Consider the following 26529-nt stretch of genomic DNA (forward strand, 5'->3'; position numbering starts at 1 on the left):
AAAAAAGAAAAAAATCAGAGATTTCCCTATCCCGACAGGAATAAAAAAACTCCGATTTCTTACATTTAGTGTTAGATATAAGCCAATTGCTTCGGATAGGTCGTCAGCACTTCCACGCCGGAGGCGGTCACCAGCACGTCGTCCTCGATGCGGACGCCGCCGACTCCCGGCACATAAATACCGGGCTCTACCGTAAATACGTTGCCCTCCGTCAGCAATTGTTCGTTTTTGCCGTGGACGGAAGGGAATTCATGGACGTCAATGCCCAGCCCGTGGCCTAACCGGTGAATAAAATATGGGCCGTAACCGGCGGCTTCGATGACGTCGCGCGCGGCTTTGTCGATCGAGGCGAAGGCAACCCCGGGTTTGATCGCCTGGATGGCGGCCATGTTGGCGGCCAGCACGGTTTCGTATATTTTGACCAGTTCGTCAGACAACTCCCCTACGGCAAATGTGCGCGTGATGTCCGATGCGTACCCGTCTGCGTAAACCCCGATGTCAAACATGACAAGGTCGCCGCGGCGAATTTGCCGTGTTCCGGGAACACCGTGCGGCAAAGCCGTCTTTTCCCCGGACAGCACCATGGAATCGAAGGAAGGGCCGTCCGCGCCCAGCTTGCGGATTTGATATTCCACCTCGGCCACAAGCTCATTTTCGCTGATTCCTTCCTTGACCTGGCGCACCGATTCCGTCAGCACCTGCTCGATCAGACTTACGGCGTGCTTGATTTTGGCGACCTCTTCCGCGTTTTTGCGGAAACGAAGCTCACGCAGCCAAGGGCCAACGTCCAAATACCGGGAAAAACCAAGCGTTTCCTGCATTTGCTCGAACCTGGCCACAGTCACCTGCTCTTTTTCGAATCCGATCGTCCCAAGCGTCCCCTTCAAACGCTGCTTCAGCAGGAGATACGGGTCGTCCGTGTCCTGATGGGTGATGATTTCATCGACGTCCGCCGCCGCCCGGGCCGCTTCCTCGTCCAGTGCGGGGACAACGAGAAACGGTTCGCTCCCCGCTTGAAGGACGGCGCCAAGAAAGCGTTCATGCGGATTGCTTAGGAACCCGGTGAGATAGTATACATGTTTCGGATCGGTAATCAGCAGCGTGCTGATCCCGGATTCGCGCATTTTTCGGTCAAGCTCAGTCCATTTCATATTCATTAGAAAATACTTCCTTTCGCAAACAGTTTCAAATAACATTATAGGCTAATAACTGGAAAAGGGATAGTTGGGAGCAGGCGCAAAATTTAACGGAATAAAGGTTTACATTTGCGGAAATTTCAATAGAATGGGAAGAAGCTATGTTATGTAAAATTTGAATCAATTGGCTAAAAGGAGAGACGACGTTGACAGCGGAAAAAAAGAATCAAACCACACTCATCCTGGTCGGCCTGATGCTGGCGATCTTAATGTCGGCCATGGACAACACGATCGTAACGACGGCGATGGGGACGATCGTCGCCGACCTCGGGGGCATGGAGCAGTTCGTCTGGGTAACCTCCGCTTATATGGTGGCGGTGATGGCGGGGACGCCGATTTTCGGCAAACTGTCCGATATGTATGGCCGGAAACGCTTTTTCCTGTTTGGGGTTGTCACGTTTTTGCTCGGTTCGGTCCTGTGCGGGCTGGCCGGAAGCATTATGCAGCTCAGCATTTACCGGGCGATCCAAGGAATCGGCGGCGGGGCGCTGATGCCGATCGCGTTTACGATCATCTATGACATTTTCCCCGTGGAGCAGCGCGGGAAAATGACCGGCCTGCTCGGAGCGGTATTCGGTACCTCCAGCATTTTCGGCCCGCTGCTTGGCGCGTTTATCACCGATTCGCTGGGATGGCACTGGGTCTTTTACATCAATGTGCCGATTGGGATCGTCTCCCTGCTGCTGATCTCCGCTTATTACCGGGAATCGCTCACGCATACGAAGCAGCAGATCGATTGGAGCGGGGCGGTTACCCTCGTCGGGGCGGTGGTCTGCCTGATGTTTGCGCTGGAGCTCGGGGGCGAGAAATTCGCTTGGGGTTCGGCGGCGATCATCGCTTTGTTTGCCGGCTTTGCTGTGCTGTTTGTGGCCTTTTTGCTGGCGGAAAGGAAAGCGCGGGAGCCGATCATTTCATTTGACATGTTCAAAATACGGCTTTACGCGACAAGCTGTTTGCTCGCTTTGCTGTACGGCAGCGTGTTTATCGTGGCGACGGTGTACATCCCGATTTTCGTGCAGGGCGTATTCGGCGGCTCGGCCACGAACTCCGGCATTATTTTGATGCCGATGATGATCGGTTCGGTTATCGGCAGCATGCTGGGGGGAATGCTGACCTCACGGATGTCGTACCGCGCGGTCATGGCGATCTCGGTCGTCTGCTTCGTTTGCGGCGTTTTCGCCTTAAGCACGCTGACGAACGATACCTCGCGCCTGCTGCTAACCGTCTTCAGCATTTTGACGGGCTTTGGCGTCGGCTTCTCCTTTTCGGTGCTCAGCATGGCGTCCGTCCATCATTTCGACATGCGGCAGCGCGGTGCGGCGACGTCGACCAACTCTTTTCTGCGCTCACTCGGCATGACGCTCGGGATTACGATCTTCGGGATCGTGCAGCGCAATCTGCTGGCGGACAAGATGTCCGCGGCTTTTGCCGGAACGGGACAAGCAGGGGCGACTTTCGGCAATGCCCAGGAGGCGTTGAGCGAGGACAAGCGGGCAATGATCCCGCCGGAAATTTTGGACAAAATTACGGACGCCTTATCCAGCTCGATTGCGCACACCTTTATGTGGGCTTTGATTCCGGCCGTTTGTTCCGTCCTGGTCGTCATCGCCATGCCCAAGGATCGGATTCTCCGCGGCGCGGCGGCCAAGCCTTCCAAGCAGCAGGGCTGAATAACGTGCAAAGTATACGATGATCAGAATGGGGAGAAGGACCGTGCGGTTGTGTTCTTGGTGTAGGCCATTGAATTGGTTAAAAGAGGGCTAAACATGGAGATCGGCGCTTGACAGCTGGAGCTGGCTACTGGAAAGACGAACTGTCGACTGGGCCTGCAAAATAGCGGAACTTTATGTGCTTATCATCCGGAGCCTAGCATGTTCATCTCCATTAGCGGCATTTTTTGTTCTTATGTTTTTCGCTGAAAGCCGAGTTTATCGTTTTCCATGGGAAGAAGGGCGGTCCGCTGGGATCAACTGCAAAAGTACATCCTATATTCCGTAAATCACCATTTTAGAGCGTTTGAAATGCAAAAGTACATCTCATTTGAGGCTATCCGATAAAAAAGCAGCTTTTGAGCGAAAATGAACTGCACTTTTGCCTTTGAACCCCCGATTTAGAGGAGTTTCGACAAAAATCGCCTGCACTTTTACATTTCGTGAGATTTCCCCCTCTTCCTTGTATCGCAACTTGATGGAAGTGGCATATAGTTCCTTCCACGCAAAGAAATTCTATAACCTTTAAAAAAGCCGCCCCCGAAACATGGAAGTTCGAATCCATGCCAGGGAGCGGCTTCTTTAAATGGTAGGCGGCAGCAGGTTCAGAGGCGCAGCTCCTTGACCACGTTCGGCGGAGTGCCGCCGGTCAGCGCCTTAACCAGGTTCTCCGCGGCCAGCATCGCCATTTGATGGCGGGTTTGCGCGGTGGAGGAGCCGATATGCGGCAGGGTGACGACGTTGGGCAAGCTCAGCAGCGGATGGTCCGGCGCGATCGGTTCGCGCTCGAAAACGTCGAGCCCGGCCCCGTAGATGCGTCCCTGCTGCAGCGCTTGGGTCAACGCGGCTTCGTCGGCCGTCGCCCCCCTGGAGGCGTTGACGAACACGGCCGTCGGCTTCATCCAGGCGAGCTCGCGTTCGCCGATCAGCCCCCGCGTTTCCGGGGTCAGCGGCGTCATCAGGACGACGAAGTCGGATTTCCGCAGCAGTTCTTCCATAGAACAGTACACAGCGCCCAGTTCAGCCTCGGTCCCGGGTTTGCGGCTGCGGTTATAGTACAGCACGTCCATGCCGAAGCCCAAATGGCCCCGGCGGGCGACGGCTTCCCCGATTTCCCCCATGCCGATGATGCCCAGCGTCTTGTGATGCACATCGAGCCCAAACAGTTTTTCGTCGTCGCCGCGTTTCCAATTTCCTTGCTTCACATACTGGTCGAGCTCCGCAACACGGCGGGCGACCGCCAGCATCAGCGCAAAAATGAGGTCCGCGACCGTGTCGTTCAGCACCGCCGGCGTGTTCGTTCCGATTATGCCGCAGGCTTTCATCGCGTCCAGATCGAAGTTGTTATAGCCGACGCTGATATTGCTGACGGCCTTCAACCGGGGAGCATGCTGCAGCAGCTCCGCGTCGATCCGGGTGCCGGACGTCAGCAGGCCGTCCGTTTCGGCCAGGCTTGCGAGCAGCCGCTCGCGCGGAATCGGTCCGCCGCCGTCCCACTTGCTGCAAAAGCAGTGTTCGGCGAGGTAAACCTCCACCTCCGGAGGCACGGGTCTGGCGATAAATACGTGTGGCTTCACGGTTCTCCTCTCCCTTTTCTATGGTATCGTGCAAACTCTTAAACTTACCTTTTATCATACCAGAAAAAGGAGGGGGAAGGCGTTAGCGATTGTCAACCTTCTCCGGGTACATGTCGTGATTGAGCAGGCGGTGTTCGGCCATCGCCTCGTATTTGGTGCCGGGGCGGCCATAGTTGCAGTACGGATCGATGGAAATGCCGCCGCGCGGCGTAAATTTGCCCCATACCTCGATGTACTTCGGATCCATCAGCTTGATCAGGTCGTTCATGATGATGTTGACGCAATCCTCGTGGAAATCGCCGTGATTGCGGAAGCTGAACAGGTACAGCTTCAGCGATTTGCTTTCCACCATTTTTATGTCGGGAATGTAGCTGATATAGATGGTGGCGAAATCCGGCTGCCCGGTGATCGGGCAAAGGCTCGTAAACTCGGGACAGTTAAATTTCACAAAATAGTCGCGGTAAGGGTGTTTATTGTCAAACGATTCGAGCACTTCCGGCGCGTAATCAAACGGATATTTAACGCCCTGGTTGCCCAGCAGCGTGACGTCTTGCATTTCTTCAGGTTTTCTTCCGGCCATGGGTTGGCCCTCCTTTACAAAGTGATTTTATCTATATGAAAAAAATAATGGCCAAAGCTATACGCCGCGTTTGTTGCCCCATACGAGGGCATGCAGCTGCGGCAGGACGCGCACGTCGTTCAACTCGGACGAGGCCACGACATTATCGATCAGCGCTTCATAGCGCTGCAGCAGATCGCTGGCATGCTCCCGGATATCCATCCGCCGCACGTCGGGATTGCCGACCTGGACATACATGGCTACATCCGGGTAGCGGGCATGCACTTGTTTGGCGTAGGCGAGATCGGTCTCGTCAAACACAACAACCTTCAGGCTGACGGCCAAGGGATGGGGGCGATGGGACAGCTTGGTCACGATGTCGTCCAGAATAGCCCAATCGGTCTCCATCCCCGAGCTCGGCGGCTTCGGCGACAACGTGACCTGCTCGATCTCGGCCAGCCAGTCCTGCCAGCGCGAGCCCTGCGTCTCGACGGCGATGGCGACCCCTTTAGCATGCAGCAGATCCACCAGTCCGGAGAGCTGCGGCAGAAGAGCGGGATTGCCGCCCGACAGCGTGACGTGCGAGAAGCGGTCGCCGCCGATTGCGCGCAGCTCCTCCCAAATCTCCGCCGGCGTCATGCGGCGGATCGCGTCTTTGGCGCTGCCGTCCCAGGTGAAGGCGGAGTCGCACCAGGCGCAGCGGTAATCGCAGCCGGCGGTGCGGACGAACATCGTTTTTTGCCCGATGACCATGCCTTCGCCCTGAACGGTCGGCCCGAAAATCTCCAGCACGGGAATCGGCAGGTTATTCATCACGCATCCACTCCCGTCTGACTTCGGCATAGCTGGTCGGCGTTTCGTACAGGCGGACGAACTCCGTCCGGCCCTCCTGCACGACATCCTTGTAGGCTTCGGACCCAAGGGCGGCCTCCATCTTCTCGAACAGCCATACGACCATGTTTTCCGCCGTCGTGTTCATCGGCGGCAGCGTTTCGTTCAAATACCGGTGATCGAGATAAACTTCGATTTCGTTTTTCCAGATCTCCTTGATCGTGCCGAAATCGGCGGTGATGCCGATCTCGTTCGGCAGGGCGCTGATGCCAAACACGGCTTTATACGTGTGACCGTGCAGATTTTTGCATTTGCCTTCATAGGCATGCAGATGATGGGCGGCGTCGAAGGTGAACTCCTTGCTGACGAGAACGCGGCGCCGGTGGTAGCGCAACTGCTCCTTGCCGATGTCGCGGCCCAGCTTCTGCAGCGATTCGACGATCCGAAATTCGCCCGGCGTGCGGCTCATGGTTTATCCGCCCCCTGACGCTCCAGCAGGTATTTGTTCAGGCCGGCTTTGCGCAGCTTGCAGGCCGGGCATTCGCCGCAGCCGTCGCCGATGACGCCGTTGTAGCAGGTGAGCGTCCGCTCGCGGACGAAGTCGAACGCTCCCACTTCGTCGGCCAGCTTCCATGTCTCGGCCTTGTCGATCCACATCAGCGGCGTGTGAATCACGAACTCGTAATCCATCGCCAAATTGAGCGTCACGTTCAGCGATTTGACGAACACGTCGCGGCAGTCGGGATACCCGCTGAAATCGGTCTCGCAGACGCCGGTCACGATATGCTTGGCGCCGATCCCTTTCGCCAGGACAGCGGCAAAGCTGAGGAACAGGTGGTTGCGCCCATCCACAAATGTGCTGGGGAGCTCCCCGTCCTTTTGCTCGATGGCGATGTCGCTGCGGGTCAGCGCGTTTTGCGTCAATTGGCCCAGCAGGCTCATGTCGAGAATCGTATGTTTGATGCCAAGCTCGCGGGCGATGTCCTTGGCGCATTCGATTTCGCGGGCATGGCGCTGGCCGTAATCGAACGTCACAGCCTCCACTTCGCCAAACTGCTTCATGGCCCAGAACAGGCAGGTGGTGCTGTCCTGTCCGCCGCTGAAGACAACGACCGCTTTTTCGTTTTTAAGCATAAAAAAACCCTCCATCTTCTTTTGGATTAGAAAGCGGCAAGCCTTGGCTTCGCTCGCAGAAGAAAGAGAGTTCTTGAACTGGTCACAAAAAAACAAGCCCGGTTCCGGCGGGTGTTTCGGCTGTCCCCTTCGCACTTTCGCGCTGATGAACGGAACGCCAAAATCAACCCCTCCATAAGATAGGGCGTTTTATAGTTTTTTATAGAGGGAGTTCTCGAACCTCTCCCATGCCTTAGCCGCATCCGGCCAGCATGGATTCTTCTTCAATTGGGTGCTTTCATGCGAGGGGCATTAGGCACAAGCTTCATTATAACATAATTTTTATCGCTGGAAAGGGGGGCTGATCGAACGCAGGTAGTTCTTTGGAAGCGATATGGCGGTTTGCTGTTCACAAAACAGGGGATATCACCGATAATGGAATAGATTAGAACAAAGGAGGTTGAACGATGAAAAAAATGAAATGGCTGGCCATCCCCATGATTTTGCTTCTGGTGGCGCTGACTGGATGTCAGGCTGTGGGCGGTTTCGACGTCAGCAAGGCGCTGGCCGGAAGTTTGAACCCGACATCCAGTGAATCGAAGCAGACGCTTAAGGTGGAACTGGTGCCGTCTTCGGGGAACTTGTCCGCCGAGGACAAGGCAGCTATCGAACTGATCAATTCTTTATCTTTCAATATTGACAACGCCAAGGTGCAGGATAAAGATCATGTGTCCATCAAAGGCTCGGTCGGATTCCAGGGCGGGAACATCCCGTTTCTGATGTCGGTGGATGCCGATAAAGGGATTGCGTTCCAGATCGAAGGAGCTAAGCAACCGCTGTACATATCGATGGAAGACACGCTGTCCGCAGAAATGGGTATGGGGAATTATGAAGAAGGCGTCCAAAACTTAACGTTGAAGACGGCGGAGCTTCTTTTCAAGCATTTCCCGAATCCAACGGTCCTCACCGTGAAACAAACCCAGGAGCAGGTGAACGGCGAATCGTTAAACCTGACCAATCTGCACGCCGAGATCCGCGGCGACGAGTTGATCGGCATGATCAAGCCGCTCCTCGTCAGCTTGTCCAAGGATGAGCAAGGTTTGAAAGACTTAATTGGCGAGTATTACGATATGGTGCTGCCTGTTATTAACGCGATGGACGATCTTTACGGTGATGAGGATTCCGCTTCGTCGCTTGAGGAGCAGACGTCCAAAACGCAAGTCATCGAAGAACTTTACGCGGAGATTCAGAAGGGGCTTGAAGAAGTCGTTGGAAACTACGATGAACAGGTCGCCGGCCTGCTGGCCGATGCGCCGGAATTGTCCACTGTGCTCGGCAAAGATACGGTGCTTAAGCTGGACCTGTATTTCGACAGCAAGCTGAACATCCGCAAGCAAACGATGGACCTGAACGTAGCGTTGCCAAGTTCCGAAGATCTCCCGATTTCGGCGATCAAGGTTCACAGTGAGAGCGAAACCTGGAACATCGGCGGCGAGGTGGCCATCGATCAGGTGGATACCTCCGCAGGCATGCTTGACGTGACGGACGGAGAGGTAACGCCGGGGCAAATTTTGCGTAATTTCCAAGAAGTGACGCCGCTCTATAATCTGCTTAAGGACCAAATCGGGATCGGCCATAAATATGTGCTGATCGATTCGCAAAGCGAGTATTACGGATTCATCAACAAAAACGGTACTGGTTTCGTGCCGCTTCGCTACTTGTCGGAGCAGCTTGACGCCGAAGTGAAGTGGACGGAAGGCTCGAAGCGGCTCGTTGTTATCAACGATCTCACCGGGGAGGAAATCGTCCTGACGATCGGCTCGAAACAAGCCGCGGTGGGCGGCAAGGCCGTTCAGTTGAACGAGCCGGTGTTCGTGCACACGGACGGATCGACCTACGTGCCGCTGCGTTTCCTGGCGGAAGCCCTGGGAGCGACGGTTGAAGTCGACGCCGACGGATGGATCACTGTGGAACGGAATTAAGTTGACGTTTATAAGTGAATGCTTAGTTGAAGTTTGACTTCAGGCGATGGTTGTCCCTGTCACTTTGGGTGGCGGGGGCAATTTTTTTAGGATATAAGCAGGTAGGTCGATAGACTTTTTTACCCCAGATGCAAAAGTGCAGGCGATTTTTGTCAAATTCTCCCGAAACAGTCCATCGAAATGCAAAAGTACATTTGATTTGGGGCTTCTCGATAAAAAAGCGCTTTTTGACCGGAAATGAAGTGCACTTTTGCATTTGACGGGCCATTGTCAGGCGAGTCGGGCGCGAATGAACTGCATTTTTACATTTCGTAGGAGTGGCCTATCCCCCCTATCCGTTACGTTTATCCCCGGATTCTATTGATTAAATCCCCGTTTCTCTATATAATGATAATCATTATCAGTGGGAATATGAATGGGGGATCAATTAGAAACATGCACGCTTTTAAATACCGCTTTTTTACTTTGGCTACAATTATGTTGATGACTGTCGTGCTTGCCGCCTGCGGCGGTCAAGGCGGAAACTCCGGAGCCAATGGGGCAAACGGCGCTCCTGCAAATGGGGCCGCGAACGGCGGAGCCGCGGGCAAAACGCAGGGTGGAAACAGCGAGGCACCGGAAGGACAAGCCGGGACAAAAGTTTACACGGACTATAAAGGGGAGCAAGTGGAAATAGCAACGAACCCGCAGCGGATCGTGTCGATCACGCATTTGGGCGACCTGTCGGCCTTGGGCGTGAAGCCGGTCGGCGCCGGTTCGGTGGCGCTGGAAAATTCGGTTTTGCTGAAAAAGGAGCTGGAAGGCGTCGAGAACGTCGGTGATGTTTCCGTGGAGAAGGTGCTGGAGCTTCAACCTGACCTCATTATCGTCCCTACTTATTTGCCGGCCGAGACCGTGGATCAGCTCAAAAAAATCGCTCCGGTCGTCACCCTGGCTACAACAGGTTGGGAGGGCATCGATCCGCTCGAAGAGGTGAAAACGGTCGGCGCCTTGCTGGGCCGGGAGAAAGAGGCGGAAGCGTTCATTACCCGCTACAAGCAAAAGGCGGACGAAGCCAAGACTAAGCTGCAGGAAGTCATCGGCCCGAACGAAACCGTCGGAACGTATTCGATTTGGGCGAAAAACTTCTGGGTATGGCCGAAAACGCGGGATGCCGGCTACAATCTGTACGAAATGTTTGGCTTAAAGCCGCTTGATAAAATCGCAAAAGAAGTGTTCCCGACCACGGGAGCGGACATTTCGTTGGAAGTGCTGCCCGAATATGCGGCGGATCACATGTTCGTTACGGTGTATGAGCCGGACGGCGGGGCGGAACGCGCGCAAGAGGTCATGAACGGTTCGATCTGGAAAAACCTTCCGGCAGTCAAAAACAATCACGTGTATAAACTTGACACCAAGGAGTTTTGGATGGTTGACGGGCTGAACCTGGAGAAACAGCTGGATATTCTCGTCAATCTGGTCGTAAGTCAAAATCAGAAATAATCGCACTTGCTTGCGTAAAGAAGCCGCTCCTTCAGTCGATTGGACTGATGGGAGCGGCTTTTTGGCATGCGATAGGCCGCGAGCGGCCGCTAAACAAGCAGAGCCCATTCCTTGCTGATCGCTTTTTCTTCCAGTCCGTAGCCGATCAATACAAGGTAATGCCGGCCGCTGTAGGCAACGGGCTCCCACTGGAACCGCTTGCCGGCGAATTGGAGAAGATACGTTTGCTCCTGCCGGGAAAACCGGAGGTAGCCTTTCGCCCGAAGCACGCTGCTGCCCCATTGTTTGATGAACCGTTCCAGTGTGCCGGCCGGAAAGTTTAAAGGCTCGGGCAAAGGCAATACGACGGTGCGGATTCTGCTGAAGGAAGCGGGGGATTCACCAGGCTCACCCTGGAGAGCCCCGGGAGAATGAGCGTGACCCGACACGATCACCCGGAAAGGGGAGCGCTTCACCGGGACGGACGTTTTGCCGGGGACCGATTGCACTCCCGAAAAGAAAGGGTCAAGCGGGACGTCGGCGCTGACGGCGTAATGCATCCGTGCCGCGGTATTGTGCTTGCGGGCCATCTCCGCCACTTTGGCGCGATGGGATGGGGAGACGAGATCGCTTTTGTTGACGATCAGGTCATCGGCCGCGGCGATCTGGCCGCGAAGCGTCCGCACGAGCTGTTTGTCGGAGGCGAATATGCTGTTGTATTCAAGCGCATGCTCGGCATCGATGACCGTAATGACGCGGTGGAGATAGACCCGGCCGACCAGCTCCGGTTCGGTAAGCTGCTCCACGATTTCTTCCGGATTGGCCACGCCGGTGAGCTCCAGCAGCAGCAAGTCGGGCGATTGCCGCAGCAGACTGCCGATCGCTCCTTGGATTTCGTCTTTTTTCGTACAGCAGATGCATCCGTCCAGCAGCTTTTCCAGCGGAAAGATCATGCCGGATGCGCGGGACACGAGATCGCCGTCGATATCGAGCCGCCCGAGCTCATTCATTAATACGCCGGGCCGCAGCCCGCGTTTGGCCGCTTCCTCAAGCAACTTCAGCAGCAGCGTCGTTTTGCCGCTGCCCAAAAATCCGCTTAAAATGATGACCGGCGTGCCAGGCGTTTTACTGTTAGGGTGCATCCTGCAAGCTCCTTTCGGGTACATGTCATTGACAAACGAGAGGCATCCTCCTAATATATGTTTATTCGTAACAATTACGTTTTAATTCGTAAGAATGGAATGAGGTTATGTTAAAACTCAAGCGCGGCGACGTGCTGCTGATGGCGTTTCTGGTGCTGGTCGGTTCCGTGTGGCTGCTGCTCCGGGAGGCGGCGGAAAACCGGCAAACGGTGGATCCGTCCGTCCTGAGCGCGGTTATAACGGTGGATGGGAAGCCATACGCAAACGTACCTTTGGACGGTCCGGAGCAGACGATCGATATCCGGACGGAATACGGCCACAATACGTTAAAGGTGTTTGACCAGGGAATCCAGATGATTTACGCGGATTGCCCGAAGAAAATTTCGATGCAGATGGGTTTCATCTCCCGCCCGGGCGAAACGATCATATGCGTTCCCAACCGGGTGTACGTAGAGATCGTGAGCACCGGGGGCGGGGACCTGGGTGATGACGGAATCGACGCTTACGTCCGGTAAGCGCTCCTTGCCGGACCCTCACTATTCCTCTTGTCCGCTCTCCCAAACCTGCACCGAATCCCCGCTCGGGTACACGTAAGGCGTGTCCGGCCTGGGGATTTCCTTGATCCGTTCGGCGGCAACGGTGATGATGTTTTTGCCCTGGCGGATCTGCGGCTCGATCGTTCCTTCCACTTCCAGCCAGGCATCCGCCCGAATATTCCCCAGCGGCTTGGCCGATGTCACGACAATGCCGAACGGAGCCGCGTCCGCCGTGCAGCACATCACCAGGAAGCGGCCGAGAATAAATTCATGAGCGTCCGGCGCTTGATACACGAACCCGCTCAGTTTGACTTTTTTTCCGCGAAATTGATCTTGGAACAGTTCGATCGCCCCAACCGTTTCCGAGAAAATCTCCGGCCGGATCTCAATAACCTCCTCCGGGTACAGCCGTTTGGCCAGCTCGGCAAATTCGGCGTTGTACGGATCGGGCGCTTTAAACATCGCTTCCAGCTGTTCCGAGGCAGAGAGGGGAGAGGTCAGGCTCATCCCCCTTTTGGCGGCGGCAGAGCTGCCGAGCGCCTGATCGGGAAGCAGCGCTCCCAACAGCAGCGGGAGCAGGAACAGACCGTAGACCGCGGCGTTTTTCCAGCTTGACGCAGACAGCGGGCGCTCGCAGTCGCAGAGGACGGCGGCTTTTTGAAACAACGCCTGATAAGCAAGGCTGACGGCCATCAAAACTAACGCGATCGGGCAGTAGCGGATATATGGCTCCATGGTCGGGGCGATATAATATTTGAGCGCTCCCGATTTGGACAGATGGGCGATGAACAGGGCGAACCCGAGCAGGATCAGCGATCTGGCGAAATAGTGGGCTCGAATCACGCGGGGGTGGTTCATACGGTTGGCACCTCCTTGGTTTCTTTTCCGTCAAGGGCTTAACCACAGCGCGTCCGTCAGCACCGCCCCCGTAAACACGATCGTACAGATAAGAAAGGCCAGGTAGAGGACGAATTTGGTTTTAAAGACGGAGAGCAGCATCAACCCGTTTTTCAAATCAAGCATCGGCCCGAACACAAGAAAAGCGAGCAGTGAGCCCCCGGAAAATGTCTGCAGGAAAGTAGCGGCGACGAAAGCGTCGGACGTAGAACAAAGGGACAGCAGAAAAGCAAACCCCATCATAAACACATAGGCGCTGACCGGCCCGCTTCCGATTTCCGCGAGGTTTTCCTTGGCGACAAAAGCTTGGATGCCCGCCGTCAACATGCAGCCGATTAGCAAATATTTGCCCATTTCGAACACTTCGTCTGCGGCGTGCACGAACACGGCCGTCAGCTTGCCGCCGCCATGCCCGGGCGTATGCCCTCCATCTTCATCCATTCCTCGGGAAAAAGTGAGCTTCAGCGGGGCGTCTTTCCAGGTGAGCCAAACGATGGCGCCGATCGCCGCGGAGACGGCAAAAGCCAACCCCATCCGGGCGTACACCATATCGGGATATAAGCGAAAAGCCATGTAGGTGGCACTGAACACGACCGGATTCAGGATAGGTCCCGACAAAATAAACACGACCGCCATATAAACGGGCATCCCTTTCTGGATCAACCGGCGAATAAGCGGAATCATCCCGCATTCGCATACGGGAAAGATCAGGCCGAGCAGGCAGGCGCACAGGATGCCGAGCGCCGGGTTTTTGGGCATAAAGCGGCGAAGGGTCTTCTCGGACACGAACAGGTGAAGCAGCGAGGAGAGCAGCGCTCCGATCAGCACGAAGGGCAGTGCCTCCAGTAAAATGCTGATAAAGCTCGTTTTGAACGTTTGCACCTCGTTCAGCGGGACCTGCTTTAGGAGAACCGGTCCAAGGACCGTCAGGCAGGCCAGCGCAAAAGCAAGCGGAACCAGAAGCGGCAGCAAGCGGCGGGGCAGGGCGATTTTGTTCATGTCGATCTCCTTCAACGCGGGTTCTAATTAATGTCTGATAATGGCTTGAAAACGGCTTGGCCAAATCATAATCATTACTATTAATTTGCGCCGGAATTCAGAACCAAACTTGCAGAATCCATTAATAATTCAATTTTCCCGGTTGACAAAAGGGCGCAGGGGAAGATATATTATGAAAAAGATAAATCGTAATAATTACGATTAAACAATAGGAAGCGGACATTTGAAAAAAGAACATCAGAAGCCGATCCCGGTCACGGTGCTGTGCGGCTATTTGGGGTCGGGCAAAACGACGCTGTTGAATCATGTATTAAACAACCGCAAAGGAATGAAGGTTGCGGTGATCGTGAATGACATGAGCGAAATCAACATCGATGCCGATCTGGTGAACGCGGGGGGCAATTTGTCGCGAACGGAGGAGAAGCTGGTGGAGATGTCCAACGGCTGCATATGCTGCACGCTGCGCGACGATTTGCTGCAGGAGGTGCAGAAGCTGGCGGCGGAGGGACGGTTTGATTACATCCTGATCGAGTCGACCGGGATCAGCGAGCCGGTGCCGATCGCCCAGACGTTCACTTATGCGGACCCGGATACCGGCATCGACTTGACGGCCGTAGCGAAGCTGGACTGCATGGTTACGGTCGTGGACGCGTACCGGTTCTGGCATGATTTTTCCTCCGGCGAAACGCTGCTGGAACGCGGACAGGCCGCGGGGGAGGGGGATACTCGCGATGTCGTTGATCTTTTGATCGACCAAATCGAAACCTGCGACGTCCTGGTGCTTAACAAATGCGATTTGGTAGGTGAGGATGATCTGAACGAGCTGGAAGGCGTACTGCGCAAGCTGCAGCCGACGGCCCAATTCATCCTCGCGGTGAACGGCCGGGTGGAGCCGGAACAGATTTTGAACACCGGGCGGTTTGATTTTGCCAAGGCGAGCCTGTCGGCCGGCTGGATCAAAGAGCTGGAGCGGGAAAATCATACGCCGGAAACCGAGGAATACGGGATCGGCTCGTTTGTGTATCGGCGGGTAAGGCCTTTTCATCCGGATCGGCTCGCCCGCTTTATGGCGGACTGGCCGGAAGAAGTCGTGAGGGCCAAAGGGCTGGCCTGGCTCGCGGCCGATTCCGATCTGGCGGCCAGTTTAAGCCAGGCTGGCCCGTCGATCCAGTTTGGCCCTGCGGGTTACTGGCTGGCGGCGCTGCCGGAGGAGCAGCAGCTTGAGGTGCTCGCGCAGGAGCCCGACATGCGGGGGAAGTGGGATCCCGTCTGGGGCGACCGGATCAATGAGCTCGTATTCATCGGCATCGAGATGGACCGGAGCATGATTGAGCGGAAGCTTGACGCCTGTCTGCTAAGCGATGAGGAAATGACGCTGGATTGGGCGGCATTCCCGAATCCGCTGCCTTGGATTTCGGCCGAGTGAATAACAAACAAGGCGCGGCCGGGCAAATATGCCCGGGCCGCGCCTTACTATATGAGAAGGTGAGAAGGAGAAAGTAAATCGTTTACCGTGTACGGGGGTATGCCTTACGGCTCAAGCCCCCACACGAGGGTGTCGTTGACATAGAGCGGAACGCGCTCCCATTCGGTGTAGGATGTTTTCGTCGGATCGTAGGAGAAGTCATCCGTTTCGCTGTAGTTGGACCAGTCCATTTTGTTGAAGCGGACTTGAATTTCGCCGCTGTCCGCTCCAGGCGCAAGGCTTCCCGCGCCAGAGCCGAAGGAAACTTCCAAATAGTAGTCCGCTCCCTCAGCGCTTTCGTCCAGCTTCACGAAGGTGCCTTTTACGTTTCCGCTGCCGACTACCGCGTAGTCGCAATGGAATTCCTGCGCTTTGTCCCCATCAATCGTGAAGTAGTAACGGAACTTCACATCGCTGAGGTTGACGGTTTCCTTTCCATTGTTAACGATCTTAAATTGCGCCCGGATATGATTGTCGTTTGGATTTGAATCGTTCGTTTGGTACTTCAGTTTCAGATCGCCTTCCACTGGTTTTGGCTTTTCCGTTGGGGTGGCGCTGACTTCGGCGGAATCCGGGCTCGCGCCGATTTCATTGGATGCGCTGACGACATAATAATACGTTTGGTCATTGACGACATCAAGATCCAAGTAAACTGCATTTGTGACCGTGGCGATTTCCGTGTAAGGTCCGCCGCTCACCGTCGCGCGCTTCACCGTAAAGTTGTCCGCTCCGGCCGGTTTGCTCCAGGACAACGATACTTGGGTGTCGCCCGCTTCGGCTTTCAGTTTCGTCGGCGCTTTCGGGGCGGTTGGTTCGCCCGGACCGCCGCCGCCGTTGATCAAGCGGTCGTATTCGGCGTAAGCCGTAGCCATATCGACTTGCGACCAGAAGCGGTGGTAAGTGAATTCCGGTTTGCCGTCTTCCCATTTTTCGGTTTGCGGATTCCAGGACGTATTGTATTTTTCCTCAAGGTATTTCCAGTCGGGATCGTTTTTGATCTCGGGAAGAAGATCGGAATAACCGATGTATACGCCATTGCCGCCTTTGGACGGATCGGACGGAACCGTATTCGTCCCCGGAATCGTGTTGCCTTGTCCGTATTTGCCGCTCCAGCCTGCCGGGAAATAGATTTCCTTTTTGAAGTAGCGGTAATAATCGTTGCGCGGCTCCGGCTTCGTAATGCCGATGCCGTCATTGTAGTTCCAAGAAGCATCCAGCATATTTTTAGCGAGCTTCTCGGCTTGTTCGCCAAGCTCAGTATATTTGCCGTTTTCAGCCTTCGTTCCGGCTGCGTAGAAAGTCAAAGCCTTAATGTAGCTGCCGACCACGCCGAAGTCCTGACCCGGGTCTTTCGTCACAACGTGCAGATCGGGATTGCCGGTGTAATTGTCGAACCCGTTCCAGGTTTCCGGTTGGCCTTGCCATTCCAGATTGCCCGGAATCCAGAGTTCGCCCGGCGCTTCAACGGTAGCGATTTGCGGATCCTGTCCGCCGAGCACCCGTTGTCCTTGCTCATCGAGATAATATCCTTCCGCATCGGAAACCGGACGGCTGTCCACAAACATGTAATCCATCGACCAATCGATCCATTTATCGATCACTTGTTTGGTCATCTGGAAGTTTTCCGACGAAGTGTCCCCGTTCGAGGCGAGAATATAATACAATTCCGCGATCCGTTCCACCGGCCATGCCTGCATGCCAAACCAGTTGTTGGATGGCGGGTCGTGATAGACGGGCGCGCTGTCGTAAGCCATTCCGTAGAACGTGCTCGTTCCGGCCGGATACGCTTTGTAGGCGCCTCCCCAGCTGTTTGTCGCGCCGCCGGCGATCGCTCCTTCGGTGGATTGCAGCCAGGTGTAGAATTCCAGCTGGCGCTTCAGCGAAGTGTCCCAATCCTGTCCGGCCGTCGGGGATTCGGGAATCAGGCCGCCATCCGGGTCGGAGAGGGCATAGGACGCCACAACGTTTTGATACCCTTGATGGGCGTGGCTGGCCCCGATCCGCCAAGCCCAGTTGGCACCGTTTCCGAGACCGCCGCCCCAGGACGTATACCAGGCCATCAGATAATGGCTGGCATTTTTACCGTTGCCGGGAGTCGGGCTGCCGTCCGCTGCGCTGCCAATTTCCTGGAAGTATTTGTCATACATTCCGTAGCGGAGATAATCGCCCATCTTTTTGGCTTTGTCCAAATACTCTTCGTTATCGTAGCCCAGCTCTTTTGCCCAGTACATGGCCTGAACGGCCCGGGCATCGGCATCCGTGGCATTGGTGTAGCGCCATTGTGCCGCCGGAGCTTGGTTCTCCTTCGTGAACAGGGACATAAAGCCTTCGCCGGATTTGCCAAACGACTTGTCGTCCTGCGAAGGATGGGGAATTGCTTCCCACACCGATTCCTGCTCACCGCGTTGGAAGGTGTTCACATAGGCTGCCGTATGCTTTGGATTCAGCAGATTCCCGAAGCCGTACCAGTTGTCCACGTCGAGCAGCCAGTGCATCAGGTAAGTCTGGTTGTTCCCGTAAGTTTTCTTCAGCTCGGCGTCCAACGGGTCTTTACCGCCTGCGTATTGGCCGGTGAGCTCCGAAGGATAACGGTCGGGCTGCGGATATTCCGCCGCGTAGGTAGCCGGGCTGTTCGGGTTGTAATAGTTCATCGTCGGCTGTTCTTCCTTGCCGTCGCCTTCGTTGACCGGAATAATATACTCTTCCATATTATCCCAGGCCTCTTCGAGCGCGCTCCAATCTTCCGTATAGTAACCGTACAGCACCTCGAGCCACATCCAGTAGCTGTATGCCTCCGAGGTCGTCATATGTCCGTAGTTTGGTGCTTCGCTCATCAGCGTTTCCACGGAGTGGTAGGGAATGCCTTCGGCCGAGAAATACCCGTTAGCCGGATCCTTGATCTGGTCGTATAGTTGCAGGAAGCGGGTTCTTTCCGCAGAAGCGGCCCCGGTTTGATCGGCAACTGTTTCCGCCGCGGTTTTTGTTGCAGTATCGGCAGCGGCTTCGGCAGCGGCTCTTGCCGAACCGGAACCAAACATCCCGGTTCCCACGCCTAAAAATAACACTGCGGTCATCAGGATTGATGCAGGTTTCTTGCATCGTGTCCAATGCGCCATCATTATATCATCCTTTCCATGAAATTAGTCAAATCCGTTCCGCTGAATGGAGAAATTGGCGGAATTTTGCGGCTCAGGGTTCCAAACCCCAGACGAGCGTCCCGTTCCGGTAAAGCGTCACTTTGTCCCAGTCGCCAAACTGCTGCTGGGTACCGCTATAGGAATAATCGTCCGTTTCGTTATAATTGCTCCAATCGGTTTTGTTGAAGCGGGCCTGAATTTCCCCGCTGTCCGCCCCGGGAGCCAGATTGCCCGCGCCGGGCGCAAAGGAGATCTCCAAGTAGTAGTCGCCGCCATCTACGGAGCTATCCAGCTTGACGAACCGCCCGCTTACGTTGCCGCTGCCGATCACCGCATAGTCACAGTGGAACTGCTGGGGCTTGTCCCCGTCGATGGTGTAATAGTAGCGCAGGGTGAGCTCGCTGAGCGGAACCGCGTCATCGCCGGTGTTGACGATGCGGAAGTGCGGCCGCAGCTGGTTGTCCCCGGCATTTGTGTCATTGTTGCGGTATTGAACCTTCAACTCCCCTTCCACCGGCGTCTGCGCTTCGTGCGGCTTGGCACTGACCTCGGCGGAAGGGATGCTCTCGCCGGCGGCGTTTGTCGCGGTGATGACGTAATAATAGGCCGTATCGTTGATCACCGCAGAATCGGTATACGTGGCTGCGGTCACCGTTCCTACCGTCTCGTAAGGACCGCCGCTAGTCAGCGATCTCTTCGCCGAATATGTTTCGGCGCCGCTTACAGCGTTCCAGGACAATTGGACGAAAGCGTCGCCCGGGACGGCGCGAACGTTGCGCGGAGCGGCCGGTGCCGTCGGTTCTCCCGGATTTCCGCCTCCGGCGGGCAGCTCGCCGAACACATGCCGGCCAGCGTCAAACACGGGAATGTACGGCGTTTTGACCGGAGAAGCTGCATTCGTCGCGATTCCCTGAAACGAGAAGTCGTTGGTGTTGTCCCAGAAATTCGTGTTCAGCGGCGCGGCGATGCGGAATTGCACTTCCTTCCGGGACGCCGATTGTCCGCCGGGATAAATGCGGGTTCCCGAAAAATCGACCGTTGTGTAGTAGATATGATTGTTCTCGTCATACGGCTGAAGCTGGGAAACCGTGGCCCCTTGATTGTATCCTCCTACCGTCACGGTGATGTCCTCCGGACCGTATCCGGCATCGATGACTTCACTGAGGTCGACGTAGTAGCGGAAGGACATGTCCTCGCTGGCGCGCGCCGGCCAGCCCGAATGGTTGTTCAGCAGCGCGCGGATTTCCACGAAGTTGCTGCCGCTGACATTGACCGAAGCCTCTACGAACATTTCGTCCTCGCGCTCTTCCGGAGCGGGGAAGGAGGGAAGCGGCTGCTGGCCTTGGCCGTAGAGGACCATCATTTTCGCCAAAGCGCCGGTGAAGCCTGCATTATAATCGGTCGCCACTTCATTGGATACATAATCGCCGACCGAATCCTTGTAGGTATCGTCTTTGTTAGGTCCCCCGACGAGTGCGCCGTACAGAATATGACGGTGGTTTTCCGGCACATTCATATTGTCGGCCCAGGAGCCTTGCGAAGTACGATGGTGCGGATGCTCCGGCGGATTGTTGCCGTAGCCGACGACATAGCTGCTTTGGCGCGGATTGTCGCCAAGCATGTAAAGAATTTGCCGTTCCGCGAATGAACGCGCGTTTATTTTCTTCGCGGGATCGCTCTCCCAGTCGGAATAGACAAAAGCGAGGAAAGCCTGGTTAGCCGAATAGCGCAAGGCGCCCCATTGATCGAGATGGGCCAGTCCCCCCGGCGTATACGCGACGCGTTCGCCGGTACCCGCAACGCCGGTCGTCCAGAATTCCATGTTCTTTTCCGTCGAGCGGACGAACTTGGGATCGCCGGTGATCCGGGCCAGCAGCAGCTGCGCGCCGTAATGCTTGTCGTCCCAGCCATGCGTCCATTTGTAGTCCCAATCGCCCTGCTGGTTGGTGCCCCATTCCTCGCTGGCCGCGATCGCCTTATCGAGATACGTTTCGTCATCGGTGGCCAAATACAGCCACACCGCGCCCCAGCTCAGCTCATCGGCGTATCCGCTCCAGGAGTTGTAGAAGTCCTTTACACCGGTAATGCTGTCGGAGTATTTGCCCCGATATTGGTCGGCGAAGTTATACAGCTCCTTGGCGTGGGTTAGCAGCTTGTCCGCGTAAGCCGGGTCGCTGTCCCGAAAAATGATCGAGCTGGCGGCAAGCGCTGCGGCCGTTTCTCCGGCCAGATCGGAGCCTGGATGAGCGGCGTCGATTTTGTAGGCGGGCCGCGCCATCGGCATCACTTCCGCCGGTCCCCACCATTTGTGGTCCGCGTTGCCATCGCCGATCTGGCCCCACAGTTCGTTTGGAGCCGTATGGGCTTTCATGAAATAATCCGTCGCCCAGCGGATATTATCCAAAATTTCATCAAGCTGACCTGACTGTTCGTATCCTTCCCGGTACTCATAAACGGACCAGGCGAGCATGGTTGCGGTAGAGGCCATGGGAAACCCGAACTTGACATGGTCTCCGGCATCGTACCATCCTCCGGTCAGGTCGTGGCCGACATCCGCGCCGTCCTGAAGCCCGGAATCGCCGCGCCATTCCACACGGTTGTTTTCCGGGAGCTTGCCTGACCGCTGCGCTTCATAGAAATACATCGATTTTTGCAGCGCTTCGGCATAGTTATAATCGGATGCCGCCGCATTTGCTGCCGGAGAGAAAGCGCCCCATCCCGAATATCCGGTAAGCGCTATCATGAGGCTGAATGACACCATACCACCTTTCCTGATCCTTTTGCCCATTTGCAGATTCCATCCTCCTTCTTAAGAGATTCTACGAGAAAACAAAAGATGCGGCTCTTACTGGCCGAAACAGCTCTCGTTTCTCCTAAAATCTAAAATTATGCTGGTCGGAGTAACGTCTAAACCAATAAAAACGATCCGTTCACCTCACTTTCTGTTTCAATATAAGGGGGGAGTAGCAGACTAGCGAGAGGATAAGTTATCCGACCTAACCATAATATACCAAAAGCTGTCATAGAATTCTATAATAAGAGCCTAATATTTATCAAAAATCTACAAAATATGACTTTAGAACTATCATTTATAAAATTTAAGGCAATTGAACTTCCATGCATAGAAGAGGCTGCCCGTAACCTGATCTGGTCAGGGGCAGCCTTTAGATTAGTGGGTATCCTCCACCCGAGCCGGCTCGATATTTTTGCCGTAGAAGATTTCATCCATTTCCGCAACGAGTCTTTCCGTCATTTCCTTTTTCTCCTCGGACGTCAGCGCCTCTTTCGTGTAACCGAACAAATAGTTGTTTAAATCAAACTGCTTCAGCTTGCATTTCGTGTGAAAAATATGCTCCTGGTACACGTTGACGTCGATCATCTGATAAAGCTCGATCACTTCATCGGGAATATAATTTTGAATGGAGCTGATATCGTGATCGATAAACAGCTTCTGGCCGTTAATATCCCGGGTGAACCCTCTGACCCGGTAATCGATCGTCATGATGTCCGAATCAAACGAATGGATCAGATAGTTGAGCGCCTTTAGCGGAGAAATTTCGCCGCAGGTGGAGACGTCGATATCGGCCCGGAAGGTGCTGATGCCTTCGTTCGGATCGTATTCCGGGTACGTATGGACGGTGATATGGCTTTTGTCGAGCTGCATGACGACGGATTCGGGAAGCGGACCGGGAGATTCGGCAAAAGATTCGGTAGGCACCTCCACCACAGGGCCTTCGGAGACGAGCATCGTGACGCTGGCCCCCTGGGGGACATAATCCTGGTTGGCGATGTTCAGGACATGGGCGCCGATGATGTTCGCCACGTTGCTGAGAATGTTCGTCAGACGGTCCGAATTGTACTCGTCGTCGATATAGGCGATGTAGGCTTCGCGTTCTTCCTTCGTCCGGGTATAACAAATATCGTACATATTAAAACTTAACGTTTTGGTCAGATTGTTGAATCCATACAGTTGAACGTGCTGCTCCGGCGTCAGCTTCATCAGGGAATCCCCTCCAGAATAGGTGTACCCTAATTTTTATTCCCATTCTGGCGTGAAAAAAACGCGAGCAGCCGGGTTTTAACCCCGGATACTCGCGTCCGCCGCGGTCTGGTTATGCTGTTATTCCGCTGCTTTCACTTCCGTTACGCCGGTCACTTTGCCGTTGTCGGAAGCGTCAAACGTCGATTGCAGCTCTTCGCTGGCAAAATACAGGTTTCCTTCAATCGTCGCGTCCACCAGCTTAAAGCCTGGAGCTTCGACATACACGTCGCCAACGAATGTACCGCCTTGAATGCGGGCGTTTTCGCTTTTGACCGTCAGCTTCGGCGCCGTCAGCTTGAACGAAGCGGTGATGTTATGATCGGCGTCCTGCGTGTACAAGGCGATTTTGCGGGCTTTTGCGTCTTTGTTCGTAAAGTCGCCTTCCAATACGAGGTCCTGATCAAAGGTCAGGTCGTTCAGCGTGGCGATGATCCAGGTTCCGTCGGCGCCGATCGCTTTCAAAAAGGCGTCGTTGGTGTTGACCACGGAAGCGGAAGTCATGGCGTCGGCCGTTTGGTTCGCTGCCGCATTGCCGCCCGCTGCGTCGCCCGCCGCGCTGTTTCCGGAGCCGCCGCCGCAGCCTGCCAGCAAAGCTGCCGATAAGGCGAAGGTGAACGCCAGGCCTGCGATTTTTTTCATGTTGGTTTCTCCCCCTCAAAAAATGCGTTGGTTTATATTGCAAATCCATAATAATTAATTTTGAAGGGAGTGTATGTGATATTATTCACGATGTTTCTTTGTTCCGATTAATATGCGGAAATCGAACATTACGGTCAGCTGTGGTTGCCGGGTGACCCGGGACACCTGGTCCGCCGGCAGATTCCAAAGCAAGGGGGTCATCGCCACCAAATGCCGGATCTCGTCATGCCGCAGCGTGGCGGGATATTGAATCCGCCGGGAAAGGACGAGCTCAAAATGCTCCGCAAAACGTTCGATGGTGCGGGTATTCGAATACGATTTTTTCGCGCCGTCCCCGTAAAACCGTTCGCGCAAAGGCTGCAGATACTCCGTCTCAGGAACGACCTTGATCAGCAGCCCACCGGGTGAAAGCAGGCGTTTAAACTCCGCATAATTGGAAGGCGACAGCAGGTTGAGAATGCAGTGCGTCCGCTCGCCCGCAATAGGGCTGTTGGCCAAATCGGAGACGCACCACAGGATGTCGGGACGCTCCTTACGGCCGTTTTGGACGGCTGCCGCGGCATGTTTGGCTGCCAGGCGGATGCCTTCTTTGGAAATGTCGATGCCGATTCCTAGCGGAGTGCCAGGCAGTTGATGCCCCAAAGTGTGCAAAATGGCGGACAGATGGGAGCCTTCGCCGCAGCCCGCATCCATGATTACAGGTTTATCGGGAGCCAAGGCGGGCAGCCGGTTGGCGATTTCGGCGCAAAGGGCGGAGATCAGCGGTTCAAAATAACCGCGCTCGTGCAAAAGCTGGCGCGCTGCAAACAGCCGCCCGTCGTATTTAGTCGTTTTGGCGGCGCGCGGCAGCAGATGTACGTACCCCGGCTTGGCCAAATCAAAGCAATGCCCCTGCGGGCAGATCAGGCTTTTTAAATGGTCAACGGCCATGCGGCCGGAACAGATCGGGCAAACAAACAGATGCTCATATTCGGCAAAAAGGGATTGCCATGCAGTAATTTTTCCATTGGTGGACATAGAAACACCCCATTCTCATTCGTATTTACGTGAATGAAAAAAGGCACAGATAAATAAACCCGGCAGCTATATTTCAAAAAAAGCCGAGTTTACGCCATCCGTACCTTTCATTAACGTAAGCGAATGTAATGGATCATGATTCAAAAGTCACTCCAATGCGAATGTGATCCTTAACATTATACCTTCCCAAAGCGGGGGATTACAACTTCTATTGCGCCTCAATCTCCACCGTGTAACTGAAGGAATGCCACACCCCGAAATTATCTTTGACCGTGATTCCCCGCCGCCCTCCCATGGCGGCATCCAGGTAGTAGGGATAGCTTTTGCCTCCGGTGTAATGGCCGCGGTAAGAGCCGGCGAACGTGACGGGAACGGCCTCGAACCGGATTTCGCGGGGAGTTACGCTAAGTACGCGGGTCGTTTGTTTGGAAGAGCCGTAGTTGGCTTCTTCCGTCTGCTGCACGCTGCTCTCGGCCTTTAGCATGTTAATGTCGCTTTGCATCGCGGTGAGCGTCTCGCGAATCCCCGAGATATCGGCCGCTCCTCCGGCCCCGATAGCGGGGATGCAGAGGCGCTGCCCAACCCGCAAGGAATTCGGATCCGTTCCCGGGTTGGCCTCCAAAATGCTCGAAACGCTGACTCCGTAGGCCTGCGCGATGGCATACAGCGTATCCCCGGGCTCGATGATTTTCGAGAAGTGATTGGGCGGACAGGACGGGATGCAGATCACCTGACCGACCTGGAGATTGTTCGGATCGATCCCCGGATTGGCCGTGAGAATTCGCGACACGCTCGATTCCAGCCGAAACGCGATGTAATTCAGTGTGTCTCCGGGCTGGATCGTATATGGATAGTGCTCTGCGGGGCAATGCCGATAGTAGTGATTGAACAAGGAAACGTTCTCCTTTCTATGAACGGTTTTCCTATACACTATGCGAAAGCTGGGCGCCTGTTACCCTCAACCTTCGCGATGCTGAAAAGCCGACTTTTTGAACATTCATTTATAGGTTAATCTGAGGTTTGGTGTATATTGGATTTATGGCGGTTGCCCGAGTACAAGTTCAAGGAGGATAGAACATGACGGTTTATATTGCGCTGCTGCGGGGCATTAACGTCGGCGGCAAAAACATGATCAAGATGGCCGATTTGAAACGTTCTTTAACGGACAACGGTTTAAAAGAGGTGCAAACCTATATTCAAAGCGGAAATGTGCTGTTCGTATCGGATGAGGAGGAGGGGGCGCTGCGCGTGCGGATCGAACAGATTATCCGCCAGGACCTCGGCTTGGACGTCCCTGTCGTCTTAAGAACGGCGGCAGAGCTGGAAGGCGCAGCGGCGGGCTGCCCGTTTACGGCGGAGGAGGTATCCGCGGCGGAATCGACTTCGGCGGGAGAATGCTTGTACGTGGCGTTTTTGAAAGGCGAGCCTTTGACGGAGGCGCTGGAGCGATTTGCCACCGTTTACGCGAACGACAAGGAGCAATTCCGCGCGGCCGGTAGAGAGGTTTATCTGCTGTTCTCCGACAGCGTCCGCAACTCCAAGCTGGCGGCGAATCTGCAGAAGCTGGATGAATCCGTCACCGTTCGCAACTGGAAGACGGTAAACAAGCTGGTGTCTTTGGCCGAAGGTTTGGAGAAGCAGCAGTAAAAGTTAGGATCGGTTAGTGAGCACGCCGTTCCCGATTTTTGCCTACGAACAAGCTTTTCCGGTTAAACTCGAGCTTCCGCGAGGTCAGATGAATCAGCAGCTCTTCCAAGGCGGTGATCGTGGAGATGATGCATATTGCAGCGAGCACCCACGGCTTGTTACCGGCGGCGATCATGATCAGGGGGGCAACAAAGACGAGAAGCCCGGTCAATTTGTTGCCCCAGGTATGGATCATGGCCACGGTGCGATATTTGCAGGCGGCATAAACGGCGGTCGCCAGGCGTATGGCGACGGCGACGGCAAGGTACGGCCAGATGATCCCCATCCGGTCTCCCGACCAGCGAACCAACGCGGCGGTAACTATTCCGAACATCAGGAGATCGGCCGAGGAGTCCAGTTTGGCCCCGTTCTCGCTGACCGTATTCGTTCTGCGCGCGATCCATCCGTCAAGCACGTCGGTGAACCCGGCGATCACATAGAAGGTGAGAAACGCCGCCGGTTTATTCATCATGAAAATTAACATGAAAGACAGGACGATGCGGCTAAGGGTCAAGCCATTGGCCAGATGCTTCATACCGTT

At 55.1% G+C, this 26529-nt stretch carries 22 protein-coding genes and 1 riboswitch; of the genes, 6 read left to right on the forward strand and 16 right to left on the reverse strand.

The window, feature by feature from the left end; all coding sequences use genetic code 11:
* Positions 1–71: 71 nt before the first annotated feature.
* Complete coding sequence (locus EHV15_RS16660; RefSeq protein ID WP_128632183.1) at positions 72–1157, reverse strand: M24 family metallopeptidase; 1086 nt, start codon at positions 1155–1157, stop codon at positions 72–74.
* Positions 1158–1342: 185 nt separating this feature from the next.
* Here EHV15_RS16660 and EHV15_RS16665 point away from each other — a divergent pair, with 185 nt between their 5' ends.
* Positions 1343–2866, forward strand: coding sequence for an MFS transporter (locus EHV15_RS16665; protein WP_128632184.1), 1524 nt, complete (start codon positions 1343–1345; stop codon positions 2864–2866).
* A 644-nt stretch (positions 2867–3510) separates the two neighbouring features.
* On the opposite strand, the gene EHV15_RS16670 is transcribed toward EHV15_RS16665, so the two are convergent.
* From EHV15_RS16670 to queC, 5 genes are all read right to left on the reverse strand, one after another.
* On the reverse strand, positions 3511–4482 hold the full coding sequence (locus EHV15_RS16670; protein WP_128632185.1) for a 2-hydroxyacid dehydrogenase: 972 nt from the start codon (positions 4480–4482) through the stop codon (positions 3511–3513).
* Between the two features lie 82 nt (positions 4483–4564).
* Complete coding sequence (queF, locus tag EHV15_RS16675) at positions 4565–5062, reverse strand: preQ(1) synthase (RefSeq protein ID WP_128632186.1); 498 nt, start codon at positions 5060–5062, stop codon at positions 4565–4567.
* Positions 5063–5119: 57 nt separating this feature from the next.
* Positions 5120–5854, reverse strand: a complete 735-nt coding sequence (gene queE, locus EHV15_RS16680) for a 7-carboxy-7-deazaguanine synthase QueE (RefSeq protein WP_128635391.1) — start codon at positions 5852–5854, stop codon at positions 5120–5122.
* Positions 5847–6341: a 6-carboxytetrahydropterin synthase QueD gene (gene queD, locus EHV15_RS16685; RefSeq protein WP_128632187.1), complete on the reverse strand. Its 495-nt coding sequence runs from the start codon at positions 6339–6341 to the stop codon at positions 5847–5849. The genes queE and queD overlap by 8 nt, the downstream gene beginning before the upstream one ends.
* Complete coding sequence (gene queC, locus EHV15_RS16690) at positions 6338–7006, reverse strand: 7-cyano-7-deazaguanine synthase QueC (RefSeq protein WP_128632188.1); 669 nt, start codon at positions 7004–7006, stop codon at positions 6338–6340. Before queC ends, queD begins: the two co-directional genes overlap by 4 nt.
* 185 nt (positions 7007–7191) lie before the next feature.
* Positions 7192–7235: riboswitch (PreQ1 riboswitch) on the reverse strand.
* Between the two features lie 217 nt (positions 7236–7452).
* Between queC and EHV15_RS16695 the strand changes: the two genes are divergently transcribed.
* Both EHV15_RS16695 and EHV15_RS16700 read left to right on the forward strand, forming a co-directional pair.
* A complete protein-coding gene (locus EHV15_RS16695; protein ID WP_128632189.1) occupies positions 7453–8967 on the forward strand; it encodes a copper amine oxidase N-terminal domain-containing protein in 1515 nt (504 codons plus the stop codon).
* A 435-nt stretch (positions 8968–9402) separates the two neighbouring features.
* Positions 9403–10449: an ABC transporter substrate-binding protein gene (locus tag EHV15_RS16700; protein WP_128632190.1), complete on the forward strand. Its 1047-nt coding sequence runs from the start codon at positions 9403–9405 to the stop codon at positions 10447–10449.
* An 89-nt stretch (positions 10450–10538) separates the two neighbouring features.
* Here EHV15_RS16700 and EHV15_RS16705 read toward each other — a convergent pair whose 3' ends face one another.
* Positions 10539–11570 carry a CobW family GTP-binding protein gene (locus EHV15_RS16705; RefSeq protein ID WP_128632191.1) on the reverse strand — a complete coding sequence of 344 codons (1032 nt, stop codon included), beginning with the start codon at positions 11568–11570 and terminating at the stop codon, positions 10539–10541.
* Positions 11571–11677: 107 nt separating this feature from the next.
* Between EHV15_RS16705 and EHV15_RS16710 the strand changes: the two genes are divergently transcribed.
* Complete coding sequence (locus tag EHV15_RS16710; RefSeq protein ID WP_128632192.1) at positions 11678–12085, forward strand: NusG domain II-containing protein; 408 nt, start codon at positions 11678–11680, stop codon at positions 12083–12085.
* Positions 12086–12106: 21 nt separating this feature from the next.
* On the opposite strand, the gene EHV15_RS16715 is transcribed toward EHV15_RS16710, so the two are convergent.
* Both EHV15_RS16715 and EHV15_RS16720 read right to left on the reverse strand, forming a co-directional pair.
* Positions 12107–12964 carry a TIGR03943 family putative permease subunit gene (locus EHV15_RS16715; RefSeq protein ID WP_128632193.1) on the reverse strand — a complete coding sequence of 286 codons (858 nt, stop codon included), beginning with the start codon at positions 12962–12964 and terminating at the stop codon, positions 12107–12109.
* Between the two features lie 30 nt (positions 12965–12994).
* Positions 12995–14002: a permease gene (locus EHV15_RS16720; RefSeq protein ID WP_128632194.1), complete on the reverse strand. Its 1008-nt coding sequence runs from the start codon at positions 14000–14002 to the stop codon at positions 12995–12997.
* A 223-nt stretch (positions 14003–14225) separates the two neighbouring features.
* On the opposite strand from EHV15_RS16720, the gene EHV15_RS16725 reads away from it, so the two are divergent.
* Positions 14226–15428 carry a GTP-binding protein gene (locus EHV15_RS16725; RefSeq protein ID WP_128632195.1) on the forward strand — a complete coding sequence of 401 codons (1203 nt, stop codon included), beginning with the start codon at positions 14226–14228 and terminating at the stop codon, positions 15426–15428.
* 104 nt (positions 15429–15532) lie between these two features.
* On the opposite strand, the gene EHV15_RS16730 is transcribed toward EHV15_RS16725, so the two are convergent.
* The 6 genes from EHV15_RS16730 to EHV15_RS16755 all read right to left on the reverse strand — a co-directional run bounded on the left by EHV15_RS16730 (position 15533) and on the right by EHV15_RS16755 (position 25194).
* Positions 15533–18586 (reverse strand): glycoside hydrolase family 48 protein, encoded by a 3054-nt coding sequence (locus tag EHV15_RS16730; RefSeq protein ID WP_425464436.1) that lies wholly within the window; start codon positions 18584–18586, stop codon positions 15533–15535.
* 70 nt (positions 18587–18656) lie between these two features.
* A complete protein-coding gene (locus tag EHV15_RS16735) occupies positions 18657–21392 on the reverse strand; it encodes a glycoside hydrolase family 9 protein (protein ID WP_128632196.1) in 2736 nt (911 codons plus the stop codon).
* 381 nt (positions 21393–21773) lie between these two features.
* Positions 21774–22604 carry an adenosylmethionine decarboxylase gene (gene speD / locus EHV15_RS16740; RefSeq protein ID WP_128632197.1) on the reverse strand — a complete coding sequence of 277 codons (831 nt, stop codon included), beginning with the start codon at positions 22602–22604 and terminating at the stop codon, positions 21774–21776.
* A gap of 120 nt (positions 22605–22724) precedes the next feature.
* Positions 22725–23285, reverse strand: coding sequence for a hypothetical protein (locus EHV15_RS16745; RefSeq protein ID WP_128632198.1), 561 nt, complete (start codon positions 23283–23285; stop codon positions 22725–22727).
* A gap of 81 nt (positions 23286–23366) precedes the next feature.
* Positions 23367–24302 carry a putative RNA methyltransferase gene (locus EHV15_RS16750; protein ID WP_128632199.1) on the reverse strand — a complete coding sequence of 312 codons (936 nt, stop codon included), beginning with the start codon at positions 24300–24302 and terminating at the stop codon, positions 23367–23369.
* A gap of 208 nt (positions 24303–24510) precedes the next feature.
* Positions 24511–25194, reverse strand: coding sequence for a LysM peptidoglycan-binding domain-containing protein (locus EHV15_RS16755; RefSeq protein WP_128632200.1), 684 nt, complete (start codon positions 25192–25194; stop codon positions 24511–24513).
* A 185-nt stretch (positions 25195–25379) separates the two neighbouring features.
* Here EHV15_RS16755 and EHV15_RS16760 point away from each other — a divergent pair, with 185 nt between their 5' ends.
* Positions 25380–25949 carry a DUF1697 domain-containing protein gene (locus EHV15_RS16760; RefSeq protein ID WP_128632201.1) on the forward strand — a complete coding sequence of 190 codons (570 nt, stop codon included), beginning with the start codon at positions 25380–25382 and terminating at the stop codon, positions 25947–25949.
* Between the two features lie 13 nt (positions 25950–25962).
* On the opposite strand, the gene EHV15_RS16765 is transcribed toward EHV15_RS16760, so the two are convergent.
* Positions 25963–26523: a CDP-alcohol phosphatidyltransferase family protein gene (locus tag EHV15_RS16765; RefSeq protein ID WP_128632202.1), complete on the reverse strand. Its 561-nt coding sequence runs from the start codon at positions 26521–26523 to the stop codon at positions 25963–25965.
* Positions 26524–26529 lie beyond the last annotated feature (6 nt).

Origin of the sequence: Paenibacillus oralis (assembly GCF_003863965.1) — a bacterium.
GTDB classification, from domain to species: Bacteria; Bacillota; Bacilli; order Paenibacillales; family Paenibacillaceae; genus Fontibacillus; species Fontibacillus oralis.

Coding starts and splice junctions, on each gene's coding strand:
- EHV15_RS16720 (WP_128632194.1), bottom strand. CDS start 14,002: ATGAACAAAATCGCCCTGCCCCGCCGCTTGCTGCCGCTTCTGGTTCCG.
- EHV15_RS16750 (WP_128632199.1), bottom strand. CDS start 24,302: ATGTCCACCAATGGAAAAATTACTGCATGGCAATCCCTTTTTGCCGAA.
- queC (WP_128632188.1), bottom strand. CDS start 7,006: ATGCTTAAAAACGAAAAAGCGGTCGTTGTCTTCAGCGGCGGACAGGAC.
- EHV15_RS16730 (WP_425464436.1), bottom strand. CDS start 18,586: ATGATGGCGCATTGGACACGATGCAAGAAACCTGCATCAATCCTGATG.
- EHV15_RS16735 (WP_128632196.1), bottom strand. CDS start 21,392: ATGGGCAAAAGGATCAGGAAAGGTGGTATGGTGTCATTCAGCCTCATG.
- queD (WP_128632187.1), bottom strand. CDS start 6,341: ATGAGCCGCACGCCGGGCGAATTTCGGATCGTCGAATCGCTGCAGAAG.
- EHV15_RS16695 (WP_128632189.1), top strand. CDS start 7,453: ATGAAAAAAATGAAATGGCTGGCCATCCCCATGATTTTGCTTCTGGTG.
- EHV15_RS16715 (WP_128632193.1), bottom strand. CDS start 12,964: ATGAACCACCCCCGCGTGATTCGAGCCCACTATTTCGCCAGATCGCTG.
- EHV15_RS16760 (WP_128632201.1), top strand. CDS start 25,380: ATGACGGTTTATATTGCGCTGCTGCGGGGCATTAACGTCGGCGGCAAA.
- EHV15_RS16700 (WP_128632190.1), top strand. CDS start 9,403: ATGCACGCTTTTAAATACCGCTTTTTTACTTTGGCTACAATTATGTTG.
- queF (WP_128632186.1), bottom strand. CDS start 5,062: ATGGCCGGAAGAAAACCTGAAGAAATGCAAGACGTCACGCTGCTGGGC.
- EHV15_RS16705 (WP_128632191.1), bottom strand. CDS start 11,570: ATGCACCCTAACAGTAAAACGCCTGGCACGCCGGTCATCATTTTAAGC.
- speD (WP_128632197.1), bottom strand. CDS start 22,604: ATGAAGCTGACGCCGGAGCAGCACGTTCAACTGTATGGATTCAACAAT.
- EHV15_RS16745 (WP_128632198.1), bottom strand. CDS start 23,285: ATGAAAAAAATCGCAGGCCTGGCGTTCACCTTCGCCTTATCGGCAGCT.
- EHV15_RS16765 (WP_128632202.1), bottom strand. CDS start 26,523: ATGAAGCATCTGGCCAATGGCTTGACCCTTAGCCGCATCGTCCTGTCT.
- queE (WP_128635391.1), bottom strand. CDS start 5,854: ATGAATAACCTGCCGATTCCCGTGCTGGAGATTTTCGGGCCGACCGTT.
- EHV15_RS16710 (WP_128632192.1), top strand. CDS start 11,678: ATGTTAAAACTCAAGCGCGGCGACGTGCTGCTGATGGCGTTTCTGGTG.
- EHV15_RS16660 (WP_128632183.1), bottom strand. CDS start 1,157: ATGAATATGAAATGGACTGAGCTTGACCGAAAAATGCGCGAATCCGGG.